The 19,750-nt window shown below is 48.0% G+C and carries 19 protein-coding genes and 12 tRNA genes; 5 read left to right on the forward strand and 26 right to left on the reverse strand.

Annotation, left to right across the window (positions count from 1 at the left end):
• The first annotated feature begins 167 nt into the window (after nt 1-167).
• The 3 genes from KJS65_RS23880 (at nt 168) to KJS65_RS23890 (ending at nt 2,858) form a co-directional block, all read left to right on the forward strand.
• Complete coding sequence (locus KJS65_RS23880) at nt 168-851, forward strand: GntR family transcriptional regulator (RefSeq protein WP_213652324.1); 684 nt, start codon at nt 168-170, stop codon at nt 849-851.
• Between the two features lie 67 nt (nt 852-918).
• Nucleotides 919-2,007, forward strand: coding sequence for a mannonate dehydratase (uxuA, locus tag KJS65_RS23885; protein WP_213652325.1), 1,089 nt, complete (start codon nt 919-921; stop codon nt 2,005-2,007).
• On the forward strand, nt 2,004-2,858 hold the full coding sequence (locus tag KJS65_RS23890) for an SDR family oxidoreductase (protein ID WP_213652326.1): 855 nt from the start codon (nt 2,004-2,006) through the stop codon (nt 2,856-2,858). Before uxuA ends, KJS65_RS23890 begins: the two co-directional genes overlap by 4 nt.
• A 68-nt stretch (nt 2,859-2,926) precedes the next feature.
• Here the strand turns inward: KJS65_RS23890 and pulA are convergent, their stop codons facing one another.
• The 3 genes from pulA to KJS65_RS23905 form a co-directional block, all read right to left on the reverse strand.
• Entirely contained in the window at nt 2,927-4,885 is a 1,959-nt protein-coding gene (pulA, locus tag KJS65_RS23895; protein ID WP_213652327.1) for a type I pullulanase, read from the reverse strand.
• 312 nt (nt 4,886-5,197) lie between these two features.
• Nucleotides 5,198-5,992 (reverse strand): TrmH family RNA methyltransferase, encoded by a 795-nt coding sequence (locus KJS65_RS23900; protein WP_213652328.1) that lies wholly within the window; start codon nt 5,990-5,992, stop codon nt 5,198-5,200.
• Between the two features lie 46 nt (nt 5,993-6,038).
• Nucleotides 6,039-6,701 (reverse strand): potassium channel family protein, encoded by a 663-nt coding sequence (locus KJS65_RS23905; protein ID WP_136603617.1) that lies wholly within the window; start codon nt 6,699-6,701, stop codon nt 6,039-6,041.
• 129 nt (nt 6,702-6,830) lie between these two features.
• On the opposite strand from KJS65_RS23905, the gene sspI reads away from it, so the two are divergent.
• Nucleotides 6,831-7,064 (forward strand): small acid-soluble spore protein SspI, encoded by a 234-nt coding sequence (sspI, locus tag KJS65_RS23910; protein WP_136603616.1) that lies wholly within the window; start codon nt 6,831-6,833, stop codon nt 7,062-7,064.
• A gap of 53 nt (nt 7,065-7,117) precedes the next feature.
• Here sspI and KJS65_RS23915 read toward each other — a convergent pair whose 3' ends face one another.
• The 3 genes from KJS65_RS23915 to KJS65_RS23925 all read right to left on the reverse strand — a co-directional run bounded on the left by KJS65_RS23915 (nt 7,118) and on the right by KJS65_RS23925 (nt 11,371).
• Nucleotides 7,118-8,701: a peptide chain release factor 3 gene (locus tag KJS65_RS23915; protein ID WP_213652329.1), complete on the reverse strand. Its 1,584-nt coding sequence runs from the start codon at nt 8,699-8,701 to the stop codon at nt 7,118-7,120.
• Between the two features lie 106 nt (nt 8,702-8,807).
• Nucleotides 8,808-10,358, reverse strand: coding sequence for a glucose-6-phosphate dehydrogenase (gene zwf, locus KJS65_RS23920; RefSeq protein ID WP_213652330.1), 1,551 nt, complete (start codon nt 10,356-10,358; stop codon nt 8,808-8,810).
• Between the two features lie 248 nt (nt 10,359-10,606).
• A complete protein-coding gene (locus KJS65_RS23925; RefSeq protein ID WP_213652331.1) occupies nt 10,607-11,371 on the reverse strand; it encodes a YwmB family TATA-box binding protein in 765 nt (254 codons plus the stop codon).
• 171 nt (nt 11,372-11,542) lie between these two features.
• Here KJS65_RS23925 and KJS65_RS23930 point away from each other — a divergent pair, with 171 nt between their 5' ends.
• The gene (locus KJS65_RS23930; protein WP_213652332.1) at nt 11,543-11,896 is read left to right on the forward strand and encodes a hypothetical protein; all 354 of its coding nucleotides are present in this window, start codon (nt 11,543-11,545) and stop codon (nt 11,894-11,896) included.
• A 95-nt stretch (nt 11,897-11,991) separates the two neighbouring features.
• On the opposite strand, the gene KJS65_RS23935 is transcribed toward KJS65_RS23930, so the two are convergent.
• From KJS65_RS23935 to KJS65_RS24030, 20 genes are all read right to left on the reverse strand, one after another.
• On the reverse strand, nt 11,992-12,648 hold the full coding sequence (locus tag KJS65_RS23935) for a response regulator transcription factor (protein ID WP_244864761.1): 657 nt from the start codon (nt 12,646-12,648) through the stop codon (nt 11,992-11,994).
• Complete coding sequence (locus KJS65_RS23940) at nt 12,620-13,705, reverse strand: sensor histidine kinase (RefSeq protein WP_213652334.1); 1,086 nt, start codon at nt 13,703-13,705, stop codon at nt 12,620-12,622. Before KJS65_RS23940 ends, KJS65_RS23935 begins: the two co-directional genes overlap by 29 nt.
• A gap of 19 nt (nt 13,706-13,724) precedes the next feature.
• Nucleotides 13,725-14,372 (reverse strand): cell wall-active antibiotics response protein LiaF, encoded by a 648-nt coding sequence (liaF, locus tag KJS65_RS23945; RefSeq protein ID WP_213652335.1) that lies wholly within the window; start codon nt 14,370-14,372, stop codon nt 13,725-13,727.
• A 218-nt stretch (nt 14,373-14,590) separates the two neighbouring features.
• Nucleotides 14,591-15,292, reverse strand: a complete 702-nt coding sequence (locus KJS65_RS23950) for a PspA/IM30 family protein (RefSeq protein WP_213652336.1) — start codon at nt 15,290-15,292, stop codon at nt 14,591-14,593.
• A gap of 3 nt (nt 15,293-15,295) precedes the next feature.
• Nucleotides 15,296-15,772, reverse strand: coding sequence for a PspC domain-containing protein (locus KJS65_RS23955; RefSeq protein WP_213652337.1), 477 nt, complete (start codon nt 15,770-15,772; stop codon nt 15,296-15,298).
• 4 nt (nt 15,773-15,776) lie between these two features.
• Entirely contained in the window at nt 15,777-16,454 is a 678-nt protein-coding gene (locus tag KJS65_RS23960) for a PspA/IM30 family protein (protein WP_136603606.1), read from the reverse strand.
• Between the two features lie 50 nt (nt 16,455-16,504).
• Nucleotides 16,505-16,801 (reverse strand): LiaF transmembrane domain-containing protein, encoded by a 297-nt coding sequence (locus KJS65_RS23965; protein ID WP_136603605.1) that lies wholly within the window; start codon nt 16,799-16,801, stop codon nt 16,505-16,507.
• Nucleotides 16,802-17,053: 252 nt separating this feature from the next.
• Nucleotides 17,054-18,256, reverse strand: a complete 1,203-nt coding sequence (locus KJS65_RS23970) for an SLC45 family MFS transporter (RefSeq protein WP_213652338.1) — start codon at nt 18,254-18,256, stop codon at nt 17,054-17,056.
• Between the two features lie 327 nt (nt 18,257-18,583).
• Nucleotides 18,584-18,666 (reverse strand) — tRNA-Leu (locus KJS65_RS23975).
• Between the two features lie 13 nt (nt 18,667-18,679).
• Nucleotides 18,680-18,753 (reverse strand) — tRNA-Arg (locus KJS65_RS23980).
• Between the two features lie 14 nt (nt 18,754-18,767).
• Nucleotides 18,768-18,841, reverse strand: a tRNA-Cys gene (locus KJS65_RS23985).
• A gap of 10 nt (nt 18,842-18,851) precedes the next feature.
• Nucleotides 18,852-18,926: transfer RNA gene (locus tag KJS65_RS23990), tRNA-Gly, on the reverse strand.
• A 5-nt stretch (nt 18,927-18,931) separates the two neighbouring features.
• Nucleotides 18,932-19,006: transfer RNA gene (locus KJS65_RS23995), tRNA-Gln, on the reverse strand.
• A 16-nt stretch (nt 19,007-19,022) separates the two neighbouring features.
• Nucleotides 19,023-19,098: transfer RNA gene (locus KJS65_RS24000), tRNA-His, on the reverse strand.
• Nucleotides 19,099-19,132: 34 nt separating this feature from the next.
• Nucleotides 19,133-19,206 (reverse strand) — tRNA-Trp (locus KJS65_RS24005).
• Nucleotides 19,207-19,210: 4 nt separating this feature from the next.
• Nucleotides 19,211-19,295 (reverse strand) — tRNA-Tyr (locus KJS65_RS24010).
• 5 nt (nt 19,296-19,300) lie between these two features.
• Nucleotides 19,301-19,376: transfer RNA gene (locus KJS65_RS24015), tRNA-Thr, on the reverse strand.
• Between the two features lie 21 nt (nt 19,377-19,397).
• Nucleotides 19,398-19,473: transfer RNA gene (locus KJS65_RS24020), tRNA-Phe, on the reverse strand.
• A gap of 39 nt (nt 19,474-19,512) precedes the next feature.
• A tRNA-Asp gene (locus KJS65_RS24025) sits at nt 19,513-19,589 on the reverse strand.
• 31 nt (nt 19,590-19,620) lie between these two features.
• A tRNA-Met gene (locus tag KJS65_RS24030) sits at nt 19,621-19,697 on the reverse strand.
• Nucleotides 19,698-19,750 lie beyond the last annotated feature (53 nt).

Below are 19,750 nucleotides of genomic sequence, written 5' to 3' on the forward strand. Positions count from 1 at the left end.
ATAAGAAAATCCCGGCTCGGTTCGTGTGATTACAGTCATAACGAAATTCAACGATCTGTGAACTTCTATTCTCTTTCGATCTCGATTCTCAAAATACTTTTTGTTGACGCTTACAGTTACGATCTGCCATACTTGTATGGTAGTATGGAACAAAGGAGGTGACCAAGATGGATGAAAGCATATTTCAACAATCCGGCTCGGCTGGCAGCGCCGTATATCAGCAGCTCAAACAGCAGATTGTCAGCCTGGAGCTTGCGCCCGGCACCACCTTGTCCGAGAAAGAAACTTCATTAAACTTTCAGGTAAGCCGGACTCCTGTCCGCGAGAGTTTCGTCCGCTTGGCTCAAGAAGGACTTGTATGGGTTCTCCCCCAACGTGGAACCCGCGTATCGCTCATTGACTCGGATATGGTTGAAGAAGCCCGGTTTATGCGCGAGCAGTTGGAGAAGGCCGTGATCCGGCTCGCTTGCGAAGCTTTTCCTGCTGGCAATCTTGCAGCCCTGGAAAACAATCTCGCACAGCAGCATGAATCCACACAGCAGCATGACGGCAAAAAAATGTTCGAACTGGACGAGGCCTTTCACCGCATCCTGTTTGATGGCTGCCGCAAGAACGGCACATGGAATGTCATTCAGCAGATGAATGCCCATCTCAACCGTACCCGTGTCCTTTGGCTTTGGACTGAACCTCATTGGGAGCTTCTCTATGAGCAGCACCGGGAAATTTTCCTCGCTGTGAAGCAGAAGAATGCGGACCATGCCGAACAAATCATGAAGGAGCATATGCAACTCAGCATTGCCAACCTCCCCGTACTCAAGGAGCGCTTTCCCGAATATTTCAAATCATCCTGATGACCGGACAGCCAAAAGGCTACAGCTGGCTATCCCGATATTCATTACATGATAAGGTGGTGCAGGAATGCGTATGGTATTCCGCTGGTTCGGCGAAGGGAACGACACCGTTTCGCTCGGCCAGATCAAACAAATTCCCGGAGTCGAAGGTATCGTATGGGCGCTGCATGATATCCCGGCTGGAGAAGCCTGGCCCATGGACAAAATCAATCAGGTCCGCGACCAGGCAGCAGCATATAACTTCCACCTGAACGTGGTCGAAAGCGTCAATGTGCATGAAGATATTAAGCTCGGTCTCCCGAGCCGTGATCCATATATTCAAAACTACATCACTACGATCGAACGGCTGGCCCAGGTTGGTGTTAAAGTGATCTGCTATAATTTCATGCCGATTTTCGATTGGGCACGTACCGATTTACATAAACGTATGGATGATGGTTCAACCGCACTCTTTTTTGAAAAATCCAAGATCAGCGATATCGATCCATTCGAGCTTGTAAAAGGGATTAATCAAAACAGCAAACTCACCATGCCGGGATGGGAGCCGGAGCGTCTTGCGCATCTGACCTCTCTGTTCAAGGCTTACAAAGGGGTTTCTTCCGAGGAGCTATGGGGGAACCTCAAGTACTTCCTTAAAGCCGTTGTTCCGGTTGCGGAACGCTGCGGTATTCAAATGGCCATCCATCCGGATGATCCGCCTTGGCCGATATTTGGTCTGCCCCGCATCATTACCGGTCAGGAAAGCCTGCGCCGCCTGCTCTCGCTGGTGGACAGCCCGTCCAATGGTATTACGCTGTGCAGCGGTTCGCTGGGTGCCAATCCGGACAACGACATTGTGTCCATGATTAACGAGTTCCATGACCGCATTCCCTTTGCCCATATCCGTAATGTCCGCGTGTATGAAAATGGTGATTTCATCGAGACATCCCACCGCACCCAAGACGGAACCGTTGATATTGCAGGAATCGTCAAAGCCTATCACGACAATGGTTTTGAAGGTTATGCCAGACCGGATCACGGCCGCCATCTATGGGACGAGGAATGCCGCCCGGGTTACGGACTGTATGACCGCGCTCTCGGTATCATGTATCTTTGGGGTCTATGGGACGCTCTGGAGCGAGTTCAACCCCTTCATAGGAAAGAGGGATCTGTATGAGTATTCTGCCCTTACACCCTGCTCTGCAAGGAAAGACTGCAGTTATCACCGGTGGCTCCGGCGTGCTCTGCCATGCTATGGCTTTGGAGCTTGGACGCCAGGGTGCCCGTGTAGCCATCTTGAACCGGACCATCCAGAAAGGGGAACTTGTTGCCGAAGAAATTCGCGCAGCGGGAGGCACGGCCGCAGCAATCGCCTGCGATGTTACAGATAAGGACAGTGTACCAGCAGCCGAGGAGTTGGTGCGCGAGCTGTTTGGCGGATGTGACATACTGATCAATGGAGCGGGAGGCAACCATCCAAGCGCGAATACGACAAACGAGATTTATCATACGGGTGATGAAGGTCTTCCGGATATCACCTCATTCTTTGATGTCAGCGTACAGGGATTCCGCAATGTTATGGATCTGAATTTTATCGGGACCTTCCTCCCTACACAGATATTTGCTAAACATATGATTGGCCGCCCGGGAGCTACCGTACTTAATATCTCATCCATGAGCTCGGTAAGTCCGATGACAAAGGTACCTGCCTACAGCGCCGCCAAAGCCGCCATTAATAATTTCACGCAGTGGCTGGCCGTGCACTTGGCCGAATCCGGAATTCGCGTCAACGCCATGGCTCCGGGCTTCTTCCTGACGGAACAGAACCGTACACTGCTCACTCATGCGGATGGTTCACTCACTGAACGTTCGCATAAAATCATCACCCACACGCCGATGCGGCGATTTGGTGTTCCCGAAGATTTGCTTGGTACCCTGCTCTGGCTCGTAGACGAATCCACTTCAGGATTTGTCACAGGAACGGTCATCCCCGTGGACGGCGGCTTTATGGCATATTCCGGCGTTTAACCATACATATATCACAAGCAAAAGAGGGGCTGTCCAAGGTCATTCAGACCTTGCGAAGCCCCTCTTGATTATGATTCAACAGACAATACAACCATTCCGATTCCTGATAGGGTCATCAGCTGCATCTGCAGTTCATGTACTTCTTCTTCACCGAACAAAACGCTCCATTTCCCCAAATCAGGAAGCGTTATAATACTCTCACCCGGGCTACCGTGATAGAGAATATATAAGTGCTTGGAGGCGTCGCCTCCTGCATGATTGCGAAGCGTGAAAGCCACGCTGCCGACTGGCGTCTCCTCAAATTCAAGATGTTCCCTGATCTCCGCCGCAGTACGCAAACGGAAAGCCGAATGCTCCTGCCGAAGCCGGATGACCTGCTGCATGTACCTGATATCACTTGGATGAGCGGCGCAGCGTTCCCAATCGAGCCAGTTTATCTCATCCGGTGATTTATAGCTGTTTTCCACTCCGTTTTTGGTCCGCATAAATTCCTGGCCTGCGTGAATAAACGGAATACCTTGGCTTGTCAAAATAATTGCCGACCCCAAACGATGCATTTTTTGGCGCTCATCGTCTGTTCTCCCTTCCGTCGAAAGGACCAGCTTGTCCCACATCGTATGATTATCATGGCATTCCACATAATTGACGCTTTGAACAGGTTCAACGGCGAACTGCCGCAGTTTGCCGTTATATTCAATTCCGCCTGCGATGCCTTTTCGGATATCATTCTCGAATCCGCTTGCACCGCTGATAAAGCCCTTGTTCTCATGGATAAAAATGCTCCCTTTGATTGCATCTCTTAATCCATCATTGAATTGTCCGATTCCCGGAAGCTGCCGGGCATTCATCTGATTAGCCCGCTTCTCAGCCATCAGTACGGTATTCATGTTCCAGCCCTCTCCGATGGTGATGATAGAAGGATCGATTTCATCCAGACGCTGGCGGATTTCATTCATCGTTTCAATATCCATCAACCCCATCAAATCAAACCGGAAGCCATCAATATGATACTCTTTTACCCAATGAAGAATGGAATCCACAATGAATTTGCGGCCCATTTTCCGCTCCGAAGCAAATTCATTACCGCAAAATGCCCCGTTCGAGAGAGAACCATCCTCTTTATAACGCAAATAATAGCCAGGGACAAGCTTCGTAAAGTTAATCAGGTACCAGTCATATACATGGTTATACACCACATCCATAATGACCCGTAAGCCCTTGTCATGAAGTGTCTGTATCATCTGCTTCATTTCCGTAATCCGCACGGAAGGCTCATACGGATCCGTCGCATATGAACCTTCCGGAGCATTATAGTTTTTCGGGTCATAACCCCAATTGTACTGAGGCAGGTCCAGCCTTGATTCATCAACACTTTCGGTAGAATAGTCATACACGGGTAACAATTGGACATGAGTAACCCCAAGACTTCGGATATGATCGAGTCCTGTCGGTATATTTTTGGGACCCTTTGTCCCTTCCTCAGCTAAACCGAGATACTTCCCCGGATGGGAAATCCCGCTGCCCGGATGAATGGACAAATCCCTCACATGCAGCTCATAGATTACCGCGTCCACTGGAGAATGCAGAGGAGGCTTGTCTTTTGTCCAGTGACTTGGATCTGTAGCCGAGAAATCCAAGATTGCCCCCCTGTCCCCATTAATGCCAACGGCTGCCGCGTAAGGGTCCACCGCCTCATTCCACTGCTCGCCAACCTTCACCTTATACTTATATCCAATGCCTTTGTAATCGCCTTCAAGATGAAGTATCCAGGTCCCCCCGACATCCCGGGTCATCTCCATCTCCTCTGCAAACGTACAAGCCCAAACCGGATAGAGCATTACCTTCGCTTCGGAAGCTGTGGGAGCCCATAATCGAAACCTCGTTTCTTCCGGCGTATAACGCATGCCAAGATCGTCGCCATCGTAAGCAAAAAGCTCGTCAAACGCTGCATCAAATACAGAAACGCCGTTCGTGACCGCCGGATCACCGTAGTCTATAACGACATCATGTTCCTTTTGTACTGCCACTTCAGCCACTCTCCAATATTTAAGTAATTATGTCCATTATAGCAAGCAACACTGGAGGTTGCGTCAGCTTTTTTTAGATGGAAAGTCCATCTGTATTGTCCACCTCAGTAAATACCCTATTGTGTTTTGATTGACCCTTTTAAAGGTATGTATGGATAAAATTCCGATTATGAATATACTCGTAAGATGGCGTTTTTATGCAAAATAAAAAGGAGTCATACACATGACTCCTTTCGATTCGTGCCCCTAAGAATATAAGCCCGTCCAGCTACAGACTAAATGAATATCGGCTTTCAGATGCGAGTTAGTGGCCTATTGAAAATGCCGCTGCCGCATCGCCTCAAACAGCATCACCGTCGAAGCCATGGCCACATTCAGCGACTCCGCCTGGCCTTTCATCGGAATAATCAGCGATTCGTCCACCAGCTTCTGCGCTTCCACCGACACGCCCTTTGCTTCATTGCCTAAGAGCAGCCAAGATGGTCCGGTAAAATCATACCCATAACAGGTTGATGTTGCCTGCAGGCTTGTACTGATGATGCGCACACCATTCTCTTTAGCTTGAGGCAGCAGCTCCAGCAAATCCCCCTCCACGACTGGCAGATGAAAAATCGACCCCATCGTGGAGCGAATCGTTTTCGGATTATAGATATCCGCCGAACCGCGTCCTATGATCACGCCGTCAGCTCCCGCTGCATCTGCCGTGCGGATAATGGTGCCGACGTTGCCGGGATCCTGAACACCATCAAGAACGATAACCAGACTGTTTTCCAGCTGCAGAAGCACGTCAATGTCAGTCGGCCGTTTTCTGACGACCGCAAACACAGGCTGCGGTGTTTTTGTATCCGAGCATTTAGCAATGACTGCTGCTGACACACCAATCCATTGCACTTCCGTATCTGTTTTTGCCATCTGGGAAGAGAGCTCTGAGGGAATACCCTGCTCCACATCAAAGGCCACGCATTCCAGATCAGCCCCCGACCGCAAAGCTTCCTGCACCAAATGAATGCCCTCAATTACATATTTATGCTGCTTGTCCCGGTGCTTCTTCTCAAGCAGCTGCGCCCATTCCTTCACGCGGGGATTTTGCGGTGATAATATATCCATGAATACCGTCCTTTTGCTTGCTCATAAGCTTAATATGCCCGTAGCATCACTTTGGATACGCGAGCTCCAGCTTTGTCAGATCTCTTTTCTCTCCCACAATGACGAGGATATCGCCTTCTTCAAGAAGGTCATCCGCATACGGTGAAATATTCATTTTATTTCCGCGCTTGATTGCCATGACGTTACAGCCAAACCTTGCGCGCACGTCCAGCTCTTTCAGGTTTTTGCCAACCATATCCTGTGAAGCCTTCATTTCAACTATGCTGTAATCATCAGAAATTTCAATGTAATCCAAAATATTAGGAGAAGTTAGATGATGCGCAACCCTCATGCCCATATCCCGCTCCGGATAAATAACCTTGTCTGCGCCGATTTTATTCAGCACCTTGCCGTGGAGCTCGTTTTGAGCCTTGACAATAATCGTCTCCACGCCGATATCTTTGAGAATAAGCGTTGTCAGAATACTCGATTGGATATCCTCACCGATCGCAACAACCACTACATCGAAATTCCGAATACCGAGCGCACGCAGCGCTTCCTCATCCGTGGAATCGGCTGATACGGCATGTGTTACAATATTGGAAACCGCCTGGGTACGCTGCTCATCCGAATCAATAGCCAGGACATCGAATCCCATCTCGCTGAGCGCGTTGGCTACACTAAATCCGAAACGCCCCATACCTATGACGGCGTACTGCTTTTTCGCCATTTTTTAACCCCCCGGGTTATAGAAGTCTATCCTGATTATTATATCACAGAGCACAAAAAACTTGAATTTTGGTCCGCCTCACGGGGAACATTATGAAGGCACCATGATCTTTTGGATGGAGGGAAAATAATGCCGATTACACTTGATTTGCGCCAGGCCATCGTTCACAAAGTGCATGGCAGCAATGATGCGGATCTCCGCGGGATGATCGAAGGCTCGGTGGACGGACCGGAGCAGGCTCTGCCTGGGCTCGGAGTTATTTTTGAAATGATCTGGAAGAACATTGATACGAAAAAGCAGGATGAACTGGTCCACATCGTGCAAGAGCATCTAAAGACGGTAACCCCTGGTCCATTGACCTGATTCCTTAGCAAAATAAAACCCTTCGCGGCTTTCGCGAAGGGTTTTCACTATAATTAAGGAGCTGTGTCCAGGAACTTGGCGTTCGGATTTTTATCCATGGCCGTACGCATCGCATATTCATTTTCAAAAAGGACGACATAGTTGCCCTTCTTATCCTTGACCAGCGTGGAGTTGATCCGGAATTTGCTTGGATCGATGTCCTTATCGATAATCCAGCGTGCAAACTGATATGGCATCCGCTGCAGCTGTACATCTACGCCGTATTCGCCCTTCATCCGGTATTCGAATACCTCGAACTGGAGCTGGCCCACAACGCCGAGAATGGTATCATCGAAGCTGACGGTACGGAACACTTGGATCGTCCCCTCTTCTGTCAGCTGATCAATCCCCTTCTGATACTGCTTATGCTTCAGTGCATTCTTAACCGTCACCTTGGCAAAAATCTCAGGTGAGAAGGTTGGCATCTCATCAAATACCACTTCACTTCCCTGGCTGAGCGAATCCCCAATACGGAAAATGCCCGGATCAAAGAGACCGATAATGTCACCCGGATACGCCTCTTCGACGATATCCCGGTCCTGTGCCAGGAACTGCTGCGGCTGCGACAGCTTGATATCCTTTCCCGCACGAACATGCTTAACACTCATGCCGCGCTGGAACTTACCGGACACGATCCGCATGAAAGCGATCCGGTCGCGGTGAGCCGGGTTCATGTTCGCCTGGATTTTGAAAACATATCCGGAGAATTTCTCATCCGAAGGCTCAATCACGCCAGCGGTACTGGTACGCGGCTGTGGTTTCGGTGCCAGCTGCAGGAAGTTCTCAAGGAACGTCTGCACACCAAAGTTGTTAATCGCGCTTCCGAAGAAGACCGGTGTCAATTCCCCTTTAAGGACTTTATCCATGTCAAAAGGATCGCCCGCAACGTCCAGCAGCTCAAGATCTTGGCACAGCTGGTCATGCAGGTACTCTCCGGCCATTTCACGAATAACCGAATCATTGTAGTCCTCAACCTTTTGCACTTTAATCGTGGAATGGTCGTTGCCTTGGAAAAGCTCGACCTGGTTTTTCATCCGGTCGTACACGCCGCATAGTTCGCGTCCTGTACCAATCGGCCAGTTCATAGGAACAGAGCGGATACCGAGGACCTGCTCAAGCTCTTCCATCAGCTCAAACGGGTTACGTCCTTCACGATCCAATTTATTGATGAATGTAAAAATCGGAATCCCGCGCTTCGCACATACCTGGAACAGCTTAATGGTCTGTGCTTCGACACCTTTGGCAACGTCAATCAGCATGACAGCACTGTCGGCTGCCGTCAACGTACGATAGGTGTCTTCACTGAAGTCTTGGTGACCCGGTGTATCCAGAATGTTGATGCGATGACCCATATAATCAAACTGCATCACGGAAGAAGTTACCGAGATCCCCCGCTGTTTCTCGATTTCCATCCAGTCACTGGTTGCATGCTTGCTGGCTTTACGGGCTTTAACTGTACCGGCTAACCGGATAGCTCCCCCGAATAGCAGCAGCTTTTCTGTCAATGTTGTTTTACCCGCATCCGGGTGGGAAATGATTGCGAATGTTCTTCGCTTTTCAACTTCCTGCTGCAAGGCCTGATCTATCGCTTTGCTCATTTCACTATTCCCTTCATAACTAAAGTCATGTCTATTATTGTACCACAATCCATACGCAAATCACCCCATGCAAGAGCTGCATGAGGATGATTTATTTTCATATTCATTATTTATTCAGCTGCCAAACCACGTTGTCTTCATCTTGTCCGTTGACCGGCCACCAGTGAAAGCCATCCTCAGCAAGCAATTGATCTGCTTCTTTAGGACCCCATGAACCTGCAGGATAATGGCAAGGTCCTTCAGCATCCTGCTTCCAGGCTTGCGCAATGCGGTCCACGAAGGACCATGCGGAGGCAACTTCGTCCCAACGGGTAAAGTATGTCGAATCTCCGCGTGCCGCATCATGCAGCAGACGCTCATATGCTTCTGGCGAGTTGATACCTACCATGCAGCTTTGGCAGAAATCCATTGCCAGCGGCTCAATTTCAGACTCAGAACCCGGTTTCTTCGCATTGATCTTTACATAGATGCCTTCCATCGGATTGACACGGATAACCAAGAGGTTGGGTTCAAGCTTGTGCTTTTGTCCAAGATATACGTTATTCGGCATGCCTTGGAATTCAACAACGATCTCGGTTGTTTTGACTGGAAGTCTCTTGCCAGTACGGATGTAGAATGGAACACCCGCCCAACGGAAATTATCCACGAATACGCGAGCCATAAAGTATGTTTCGGTATTGGACTGTGGATCCACTTTATCTTCATCGCGGTAAGCCGGTAAATCACGACCACGTGAACTGCCCTGTACATATTGTCCGCGGACAACGTTTTTCTTCACTTCTTCCCCATTGGCATAAGGACGGAGTGAGCGGAGTACTTTCACCTTCTCATCACGGATATCCTCCGGAAGCAGACGGCTAGGCGGCTCCATAGCAACCATCGTGAGCATTTGCAGCATATGATTTTGTCCCATATCACGCAGCGCCCCGGCATGATCATAATATCCGCCGCGTTCTTCAACACCGACGGTCTCACCGAGAGTGATTTGTATGTTCGAAATATGCTTATTGTTCCACAGCGGTTCAAAGAAAGCATTTGCGAAACGGATCACTTCGATGTTTTGAACCATTTCCTTGCCGAGATAATGGTCAATCCGGTAAATCTCTTCTTCCTTAAATACCTGGCGGATTTGTTCATTCAGCTCTTCAGCCGATTTCAGATCGTAACCGAAAGGTTTCTCGATTACAAGCCGCTGCCAGCCAGCGCCTTCCAGCATGCCGCCTTTTTGCAGGTTAAAGGACACGCTGCCGAACAGTTCAGGAGCAAGTGCCAGGTAGAAAATACGGTTGCCTGGAATATGGAAACGTTCTTCCAATGCGATGGTTTGTTCGTTCAGTTCACGGAAGCCATCCACATTGTTGATATCCAGGGATTTATATTCAAAATGCTGTGCAAATAATTTGAAATCTTCATTATTTTCCGCTTTGTACCGGCAAAATTCCTGAATGGAGTTATAAATATCCTCACGGAATTCTTCCTGTGTACGCGGACGCCGCGCCACGCCGATAACGGCAAAGTCCTCAGCCAGCTTTCCTTCACGGTATAAACTATAAATCGCCGGAAACAGCTTGCGTTTAGCCAAATCCCCGGTTGCTCCAAAAATAAAAAATACAGCGCCTGGTGTTTGCAACATTTCCAAATTTTTATTTTCAGCCATGGCCCTCATTCTTTCCTATGTAGTATAGTGTATTTTTTTATACAAAAAAGGAATTGATACCCGCACTCCTACAGGTACAAGCATTTTCTAGCGATTATAGATGATTCAGCTCCGCTGAAAATGGTAATTCCTATAATCGTAAAAATGATGTTACGTCATTTTAGCATATTCATGAAAATGATGCTATTAGTTTTCTTACAAAAATACTCAGATATTATGACCATTCTTTACAAAATGAATCCCTTATTTCAATATTCGATCGTGATCATGGGGAGCCCAATGGTGACGCGGTTTTTCCCGCTCATATCATCCTCATGGACAGCTACCTGCATGTTCAGCCATGTGTTTCCACTTCTTACACGCGAGGTGAGAGACGGCACTTGATAAGCATTACTTACCGTTGTTGCGTCCTCATAAGTTTCCTTTTGAACAGCTTCCATTGTATTTTGCAGACTGCCTTCAATACGATTCATCGTATCTGCAGCCTTTACTTTATCATGATCATTAGCGTTTCCCTGTAAGGATGCATTCCATTCAGCTTTAATGCCTGAATCACGCATTTTCTGGCCGTATTGCTCTTGCAGCTCGGAGAGATTGCTCCATTGCGCAGGATCATCAGCCTCCAATTGGATAATAACATAACTTTGATCAGCGGAAATCTCCTGCCAGTTAAAACGTATATTCACCGCATTTTTTTCGTCGATAACCCGATAGGTTGTATGTCCGTTCTCCATCAGTTCATTTATAGGTGACAATTGAAGTGATTGGGATAATTTCTGGGCAGCAGCTTCGGCACCCTCTCCCCCGCTTCCATCCCATGCGCCCTGCCATTTTACAACGACACGCACCGGCCGATCCACCACTTGGTTCCCGAGGTCAAGCAGCGTGCGCAGCTCAGCATGCTCAGCCTTGGCTTCTGCTGTTGTCATTCCGTTCCAGAAATAACCCAGCATGCATCCCAATACGGTCATACATACCAAACCAACGCCCGTCCATTTAGCTGCTGACTTCATACCCTATCCATCCCCTCGACCCTAAACTATCAATCTACTAAAAAGGATGTCCGGGATCAGAGACTTTTATACCTTATGTGGTACGGATAATTGGGTGAATGACCATGGCGCATAAACCTAAGCATGAATACATTGATAACAAAAATATAAGAGGGAGGATTGACCTTTTACATGATCCCTGTTTACCCCCTTTCAGAGGATAACATCCTTCAGCATCGCGGCAAAATGGTGCTGGCATGTACACATGACGGCAGAACCTTCATCGGGAGATTAACACATTGCAAAGATGGTCACATCATATTGAATGGTGAGAATGAAACGGCTTTACATGCGGCTAATGTCAAAACCACCAAGAAACGTCCAAACGCGGTCAAGAGTAAAAAGCCTGCACCCAAAGCCCAGGTTCGAGCACTATATCCTCCTTATGGCTATGGGTACGGCTATCCGTCTTATGGCTATGGTTTCGGCTATGGCTCCGGTCTTGCCCTAAGTCTCGGTTTGCTTGCACTGCTCTTTTTAATCTGAAAAATAAAATGCACCCGCTGCTGCTTCCCCAGGATCCTTATCAGGTTCTCGGTTGGCACCAGCGGGTGCATTTTTCTTTGAGCAATGAATCTACTTTATTCGGCAAGTCCATTTTTATAAGCGTAAATCGCGGCCTGAGTCCGGTCATCCACACCTAATTTGGCGAGGATATTCGTGACGTGGAACTTGACCGTCTTAATGCCAATGATCAGATCATCTGCGATTTCCTGATTCGATTTCCCCTTTGCGACCAGCTTCAGTACGTCCATCTCACGCTCCGTAAGCTCTTTGTGAGCAGGCGCCTCCGTCTCCGCATGACGAAACCGGTTCATCATTTTGGAGGCAACCTGGGATTCCAAAACAGACTGTCCGCGTGCCGCTGCACGTATTGCCTCTGCAATCTCGCTGGCTCTCGATGTTTTCAGCAGATAACTGAAGGCGCCTGCTTCTATCACGGGGTACATCTTCTCGTCATCCAGATAGCTGGTCAGTACGATAACCTTGCAATCAGGATAAAGCTTGAGCAGTTGTCTTGTAGCTTCAATCCCATCCATTCCATCCATGACCAGATCCATCAGTACGACATCAGGCTTATATTCATCAGCCAGACGGATGCCTTCCTCACCGCTGCCAGCCTCGCCCACGACCTCGATCCCATCTTCCGTACCGAGGACAGCCGCCAAGCCGATGCGCACCATTTCATGATCATCCACAAGCAGCACCTTAATTGCCGGCTTTTCCAGTTCCTCCATGTTCCTCATCCCCTCCCTTATCTTCATTTACGATTGGAATCGTAATTTCAATCCGCGTTCCTTTTCCGGGGGCTGTAATGAATTGAATCGAACCGCCAATTTCATTCACCCGTTCCTGCATATTCGAAAGGCCATAAGAGGCCTGTTTTTTCTCATCCAGCTCAAATCCCTGCCCGTCATCACGCAGCATCACCCATACGGTTTCATGCTTCTGATGAATCCGGATTTCCATTTTTTCTGCCTTTGCATGCCGCAGCGTGTTGGACATAGCCTCCTGGATAATCCGGAACAGGTGATTCTCGATTCCTTTCATTAGTTGAATGCCCTCATCCATCTCAAATACGATATCCATAGGTACTTTAACCTTAAGCTCTTTAACCAGTTCTTTCAAGCCCTGCTCGAGCGGCTTGCCTTCAAGGTATACCGGCCGTAAATGCAGCAGGAGCGCTCTCATCTCCGACTGCGCCACAGCAGCCATTTCCTCAATCAAGGCCACCTGCCGTTGTGCCTTATCAAAATCCTTGACCAGCGTTCTACCTACAGCTGTCGCCGTCATCGATATCGCAAACAGCTGCTGTGATACCGCATCATGCAGCTCTCGGGCAAGGCGCTGCCGTTCCTCTACGATTGCAGACACTCTTGCCTGTTCAGCTAGTTGAGCGTTATTGGTGGACAAGCGCTGGAGCGAGGTGACCTGCTCCTCCCATTTCTTGCTGATCCGTCCCAATTGTTCGCCAAGCCGCCCCACTTCGTCCACTCCAAGCTCGGGAACATCACGTGTTAAATTCCCTTTTTCCCAGGATAACAGCGTCTCCCGCAATAGCTCAAGTCTTCTTTTCGTACGATAGCTTTGATAAAAGCCGTATACAGCACCAATGCCCACTGGAACGAGAATCAAGGTCGTAACTGCCTGTACCACTCTCGTCCAGGAGTCAAAAGGTGCCAGATATCCATATGTATACATCACATAAAAAATAATAAGAAGCAAAATAAAAGAAAGAAAGGCCCCCTCGCCCATGCTCCGGGAGACCATATTAACCGGCTTCTTTGATTTCATGCGGGGAACCCCCTACTCTCTATGATATATTAATATCCAAATCTCCTACGAGATAAGAAATAATAAATTTCACTTTTTGGTCGCTGGTGTCATAATTCGGTGATTTCCAGTTCAGACGGTTCATCATGCCATTGTCACGCTGTCCCTGAAAATCAATGGAACCAAACAAGACAAACGCCTCAATCTCCACCCCGTAATATTCCGGAATATGGAGATCCATATCCCCCATAATCCCCTGAAACATCATCACGGTTTGATGGTCTTCCGGCATAGCCAGTGACAAGTCAAGATCCGCTTCTCCAAGCACATGCCATACACTCATGCTGCGCATCACCCAGGGCTGCTGATCCCAGTCAAAATGAGAGGAAAAATTCTGCTTTTGCATGAAGCCTTCCTTCGGCTGAACCTTTTTCGCCTTGATAAAGAAGAAGCCTAGTGACAGAAGCGCAATACCCAGCACCATCATCAAATGATCAAGAAGCAGCAAAATGGCGCCGACAGCCAGCAATCGATAGCCTCTCTTCACCTTACCGCCACGTATCGTATAGATTCCCATTAACATGAACAAGAGTGCGACGATGGTAAAGAAGCCGAACCACTTGCCGACCAGCATGAGAAGGCCAATGCCGATAAGTATAAGCGCAATGATGCGATTTCTTTTTTCCATGCCGCACCTCCTTGTGATGTCTTGTTACACTTATAGTAAAGGTCGGAAAAGCCATATGGTGCGCAATCACACCAATATGGCTTTCCTCTTTTCAGATCGACTGAACTAAAGAATTCGCTATCTTTATTTCATTCCGTATAGCACAGAATGAGATGAAGATCAGTTTACTTCATTTCATTCTGTATAGCATATCATATTGTCCGATATCTTGAATATACTTATTCTTTCGTTGTTTTGGAAGCGCTGCTTGACGGGTTCATTTTGCTTTTCAAGGCGTTCAGCTGTTCTTCCACCTTCAATTGTTTCTCAGCGTCTACCGGGCTTGTGAATGTGCTTGCTGCCGGACGGTAAGGGGCACGCATAACATCAGCTTCAGCTTCCAGCTGCATGATTTTTTCTTCCATGCGATGGAATCCAAGAGATGCGCCGCCACCTTCAATGGTATGCAGGCTGTTGATCTGGGACATTTGCTTTTTGGCCTTCGCCATTTGTGCGCGGGTCACCAATTCATTGCGTTTGTTGCGCATTTTATAGAATTCATCTTTCATGTCATGCAGCTGCTGCACCAATTCCTTGGCTTGGTTTTCGGACTGCACATGGAGATCGCGGTATTCCGAAAGCTTCTGATCAAAATAGATCTTTTCTTCCAAAAGCTTGCGGGCCACTTCCTCCTGACCGTTCTTCAGAGCCAGCTCAGCTTGAGCTTCACGCTGTACGGACATTTTCTCCGCTTCTTCAACACGCTGCTTCATGCGGCGCTCATTAGCCATTTGCTTTGCAACGGTTACCTCAGCTTCGTGAATTTCAGCCTCCATATCGCGGAGATATTGATTCAGCATTACAATCGGATCCTCTACCTTATCCAACAATTCATTTACCGACGCCTTTGTCATATCTTTCAGTCTTTTAAATACTCCCATGTTTTACACTTCTCCCTTCTCATATTGAGACAGTTTTTTCTTAAGATCTTCAAGTTCTTTCTTCATGGCTTTCTTTTCGATATCTTCCATCATGGCATCCAGATTGGATGCTTGGGAGGAGAAACCTCCAGCAGGTCTGCTGCCAAAAGAAGGATCGTTATATTTGGTTCTTGGATCAAAGGAAGGGCCGCTGTAGCTGCCGTTTCCTCCGTAATAATTGCCGTTGCCGGGCTGGCCGCCATAATAGCCGCCTGCTCCGGGGCCAGGACCGTGTCCATACGGATTGTATGGAGGTACTGGCTCTTTCGGAACCACCAGGGATGCGATGAAATAGATGAACAGCGTCGTTCCACCGGTGAAGAATATGGAGATGACAAACAGAATCCGCAGCAGTGTTGAATCAATGCCTATTGTCTCCGACAATCCGCCGCAAAGCCCTGTTACCATCTTATCTCGGGTCGAACGGTATAGTTTACTCATGCTGTTACTCCTTTCCGCTGTTATTCAGCTTTTGTTTCAAACGAGCCAGTTCCTTTTCCAAAATACCGGATACCGTGTCACTCGCCTGATCTAAGTACTGTTGCCCCATACGGCGCAGATCGCGCAGGCTTTGAGCTTCGAGTTCCCAATCAGATATCCGGTCTTCAAGGCGGTTGAACATTTTAGGTACGTCCTGACCGCTGCCATAGCCGTCCATCCGTTGATTCATGCGCTGCTGAAGCCGAAGTGTCTCCATGCGTGCCGCATAGTATTGACGTTTGTTATATACGGTTTGATATTCCATTTTCAGGTCATTCAGTTGGCTTTCCAGATCGATCAAAGACTTTCTGGTTGTATTCAGCAGTTCGCTGTACTGGTCCAGTTTTTCTTCATAAATGATCTTTTCCTGCAAAGCCAGCTTGGCGAGATGATCTTCTCCGGCCTTTAAGGCCAGCAGCGCTTGTTCTTCACGTTTGCTTTTCATCGATTCCGCCTGATCAACCTGCTGCTTCAGCTGTCTCATATGTGCTGAGGACTGCTGTACAAGCTTTTCTGCTTCGACGATGTCATCCCGTGTGGTTGCCAGAAACTGATCGATCAATCGAACCGGATCCTGACTTTGCTCCAACCGTTCATTTAAATTTGCTGCGGTGATATCCCTCACCCGACGAAAAACACTCATTTTGTGTAGCCCCTCCTTATTCGTTTTTTCCTTCATAGAAGTTATTTATGTTAGTAGGAATTTCTTTTCCCCTTCAGAAGGGAGATTCCGAAAATCACTAGCGCGATACCGAGCAGCGGTCCGATGAACCAGGACAGTTTCGCCAGCAGCGATAAAACACCGAACGCTAGGATGATGGTTCCGATTAACACTCTGCCTCTACGAATTCCGTAATAGCCAAGGACGATCATCAGAATCGGGAAAAGCAGACCAATCAGTTTACCAAACAGTGGTGCGAACAATCCGAAGAGCATCAAAGCCCCAATAGCGATTAATACGATTGCTGTTCCGTTGTTGCGTTTTTTCATGCATTTCTCACTTCCTTTCATTGCATCAACCTTATGTCTTTATTTTAGGTGGTTCTGCCTCTTTCCAAAACAGACTGCAGACGGTTTTTCATCCTAGACCTTAGTCGGGGAACTCTTCAGAGCTAAGGCTACCCGTGTTTATTCACTATGTACCTCTCCCATGCGCTATGCCCTACACGCGCAAAAAGAGCGCAGGATGTCCTCCATGCGCTCTTCAACTGGTATCGTATTCTGCCTGCTACTGCACTCCCATTAAACATTCGCCTGGATCGTTTCCTTTGGAACGGCAGCGCTTTTTCCATTATGCTTCACCAGGAAAATGAACAAGAGCGCGACCAGCATACCACTTGATGCATAGATGAACAAAGAGCCGTATCCAAACTGATCGATGATCCAACCCAGCAGTGGAGGTGAAGCGATGGCTGCGAGTGAAGATACCAGATAATATAGTCCCGTTCTCGTCCCAATACTCGTTTCGCTGCCGATGGATACGACAAACGGATAGGAATTGATGTTGATCAAAGCCCAGCACATGCCGCCCAAGGCAAGCAGAATACGGAGAAGCAGCACGGTTTTCGCCAAAGGAATGACTGCAAACACTAGAAACAATCCGATGACGCCCGAGATAATAATTTTTCGTTTGCCATACCGGTTGCCGAGCCAGCCGCTTGGGATCGCAAACAACACGAAAAATAATGAAAAGAACGTGAGTGAGAATCCGGACGCCTTCTCAGATAATCCCATGTAGTGCTTACCGTATAAGGTAAACATCGCCTCAACCCCTTGATAGGAGACGAACCAGAAAAAGATTGCTATGAGCAGCAGCACGGTCGTACGGTCCAGCTCACCCCTCAGCTTGGTTCTCTGCTGTTTTTCCGCAGGAACCGATACGATGACATCTCTTTTTTCTTTGATGAATCGCACCAGTATAAACAAGCAAATCAATGTGATGACAGCTGCAGCGATAAAAGGAAAGGCTGGATTCGCTCCATATAACATCGAACCGGCTCCAAAAGCCAAAATACCGCCAAAACCACCCATAAAGTTAATAATGCCGTTTGCCTTTGTACGCTGATGATCCGGAGTGATATCCGGCATGAGGGCGACCGTAGGCGATCTGTACACGCTCATGGACAAGTTCATCAGCATCATGAATAGAACTAATGTAATAAAGCTCGTATGAAATGGTATTAAAATCACAAACACTGCGGCGAGCGGCATTCCGATGATCATAAACGGCATACGCCTGCCAAAGCGGGTATTTGTCTTATCGCTCAGGTTACCGATCCATGGCTGCAAAAATAAAGCAAAATAGTTATCGATGGTCATCATAAAACCAATTAAAGAAGCTTTGTGGATATACGAATCTAAAAAGAAAGGGACAAATGCATTATACAGTGCCCAGGTGATACTGATACTGAAAAATCCGAATCCAAGCAGCCATGTTTTTTTCATGAAGGATGAACCTCCGTTTCAGCGGGCAACAAAGGCGGATGGCATAAGTCTGCTGTTACATGTAGTTGAAGCGTTTTCAAAATGAATGAGTTAAAAGATTCGCCAAGTGTAACTTGGCAGGTGGTCGTGAGGTTGTCTTTCAATTAGCAAGCCCCCAATCGGCAATTATTTTTCTATATTATACATTAAGTTTATTTACATACTGTTTATTTTTTTAAGCAAACATTATTGGAATGTAAATTTTTTTCATTCCATTATTCAGACGGCTGCAACAAACAAAAAAGCACCTTATCTGATTGTACAGATAAAGTGCTTTTAAAATCATGATGCTGGTGAAGGGACTTGAACCCCCACTCCGTCGCCGGAAGCGGATTTTGAGTCCGCCGCGTCTGCCATTCCGCCACACCAGCAAGTAAAAATATACGCGCCCTAAGAGATTCGAACTCCTGGCCTTTTGATTCGTAGTCAAACGCTCTATCCAGCTGAGCTAAGGGCGCATATGAGGTTGTAATGGAGGCGCCACCCAGATTCGAACTGGGGATAAAGCTTTTGCAGAGCTGTGCCTTACCACTTGGCTATGGCGCCGTAAAATCATTGGAGCGGACGACGGGAATCGAACCCGCGACCCTCGCCTTGGCAAGGCGATGCTCTACCGCTGAGCCACGTCCGCATAACTGGCTGGGGATATAGGATTCGAACCTATGCATGACGGAGTCAAAGTCCGTTGCCTTACCGCTTGGCTAATCCCCAACAGTTTAAAATAAAATGGGGCGATCGAGGGGACTTGAACCCCCGAATGCCGGAGCCACAATCCGGTGCGTTAACCCCTTCGCCACGACCGCCATATCAAACCTATTCATTAATTGAAAAACTATGTGGCAGGGGCAGCAGGAATTGAACCCACACCAACGGTTTTGGAGACCGTTGTTCTACCTTTAAACTATGCCCCTAAAATGGTGGAGGCTGATGGATTCGAACCACCGAACTCGTAGAGAGCAGATTTACAGTCTGCCGTGTTTAGCCACTTCACTAAGCCTCCGAAAATGGTGCCGGCGAGAGGACTTGAACCCCCAACCTACTGATTACAAGTCAGTTGCTCTACCAATTGAGCTACACCGGCTTTTATGCTTTTAAAATTACATGGTGGCTCGGGACGGAATCGAACCGCCGACACGAGGATTTTCAGTCCTCTGCTCTACCGACTGAGCTACCGAGCCTAACTATATCACTTATGAGAAAACAGTGCAAATATAAAATGGCGGAACCGACGGGATTCGAACCCGCGATCTCCTGCGTGACAGGCAGGCATGTTAGGCCTCTACACCACGGTTCCACAGAGGCACTTTCTATGTAAGAAAGTTAATTGGTTGCGGGGGCAGGATTTGAACCTGCGGCCTTCGGGTTATGAGCCCGACGAGCTACCGGGCTGCTCCACCCCGCGTCAGTAATAAAAGTATAAAGTTTTATGGTGGAGGCTGAGGGGTTCGAACCCCC

It is taken from the genome of Paenibacillus sp. J23TS9, from assembly GCF_018403225.1.
In the GTDB taxonomy this organism is placed as follows: domain Bacteria; phylum Bacillota; class Bacilli; order Paenibacillales; family Paenibacillaceae; genus Paenibacillus_AQ.

What these genes read in the sequence shown, in the direction of transcription:
- KJS65_RS23900 (WP_213652328.1), bottom strand. Translation starts at nt 5,992, where the DNA reads ATGGATATATTATCACCGCAAAATCCCCGCGTGAAGGAATGGGCGCAG.
- KJS65_RS23880 (WP_213652324.1), top strand. Translation starts at nt 168, where the DNA reads ATGGATGAAAGCATATTTCAACAATCCGGCTCGGCTGGCAGCGCCGTA.
- KJS65_RS23940 (WP_213652334.1), bottom strand. Translation starts at nt 13,705, where the DNA reads ATGAAATCAAAGAAGCCGGTTAATATGGTCTCCCGGAGCATGGGCGAG.
- KJS65_RS23905 (WP_136603617.1), bottom strand. Translation starts at nt 6,701, where the DNA reads ATGGCGAAAAAGCAGTACGCCGTCATAGGTATGGGGCGTTTCGGATTT.
- KJS65_RS23955 (WP_213652337.1), bottom strand. Translation starts at nt 15,772, where the DNA reads ATGAGTAAACTATACCGTTCGACCCGAGATAAGATGGTAACAGGGCTT.
- KJS65_RS23965 (WP_136603605.1), bottom strand. Translation starts at nt 16,801, where the DNA reads ATGAAAAAACGCAACAACGGAACAGCAATCGTATTAATCGCTATTGGG.
- zwf (WP_213652330.1), bottom strand. Translation starts at nt 10,358, where the DNA reads ATGGCTGAAAATAAAAATTTGGAAATGTTGCAAACACCAGGCGCTGTA.
- uxuA (WP_213652325.1), top strand. Translation starts at nt 919, where the DNA reads ATGCGTATGGTATTCCGCTGGTTCGGCGAAGGGAACGACACCGTTTCG.
- KJS65_RS23970 (WP_213652338.1), bottom strand. Translation starts at nt 18,256, where the DNA reads ATGAAAAAAACATGGCTGCTTGGATTCGGATTTTTCAGTATCAGTATC.
- KJS65_RS23930 (WP_213652332.1), top strand. Translation starts at nt 11,543, where the DNA reads ATGATCCCTGTTTACCCCCTTTCAGAGGATAACATCCTTCAGCATCGC.
- sspI (WP_136603616.1), top strand. Translation starts at nt 6,831, where the DNA reads ATGCCGATTACACTTGATTTGCGCCAGGCCATCGTTCACAAAGTGCAT.
- KJS65_RS23925 (WP_213652331.1), bottom strand. Translation starts at nt 11,371, where the DNA reads ATGAAGTCAGCAGCTAAATGGACGGGCGTTGGTTTGGTATGTATGACC.
- KJS65_RS23935 (WP_244864761.1), bottom strand. Translation starts at nt 12,648, where the DNA reads ATGGAGGAACTGGAAAAGCCGGCAATTAAGGTGCTGCTTGTGGATGAT.
- KJS65_RS23890 (WP_213652326.1), top strand. Translation starts at nt 2,004, where the DNA reads ATGAGTATTCTGCCCTTACACCCTGCTCTGCAAGGAAAGACTGCAGTT.
- KJS65_RS23915 (WP_213652329.1), bottom strand. Translation starts at nt 8,701, where the DNA reads ATGAGCAAAGCGATAGATCAGGCCTTGCAGCAGGAAGTTGAAAAGCGA.
- liaF (WP_213652335.1), bottom strand. Translation starts at nt 14,372, where the DNA reads ATGGAAAAAAGAAATCGCATCATTGCGCTTATACTTATCGGCATTGGC.
- KJS65_RS23950 (WP_213652336.1), bottom strand. Translation starts at nt 15,292, where the DNA reads ATGGGAGTATTTAAAAGACTGAAAGATATGACAAAGGCGTCGGTAAAT.
- KJS65_RS23960 (WP_136603606.1), bottom strand. Translation starts at nt 16,454, where the DNA reads ATGAGTGTTTTTCGTCGGGTGAGGGATATCACCGCAGCAAATTTAAAT.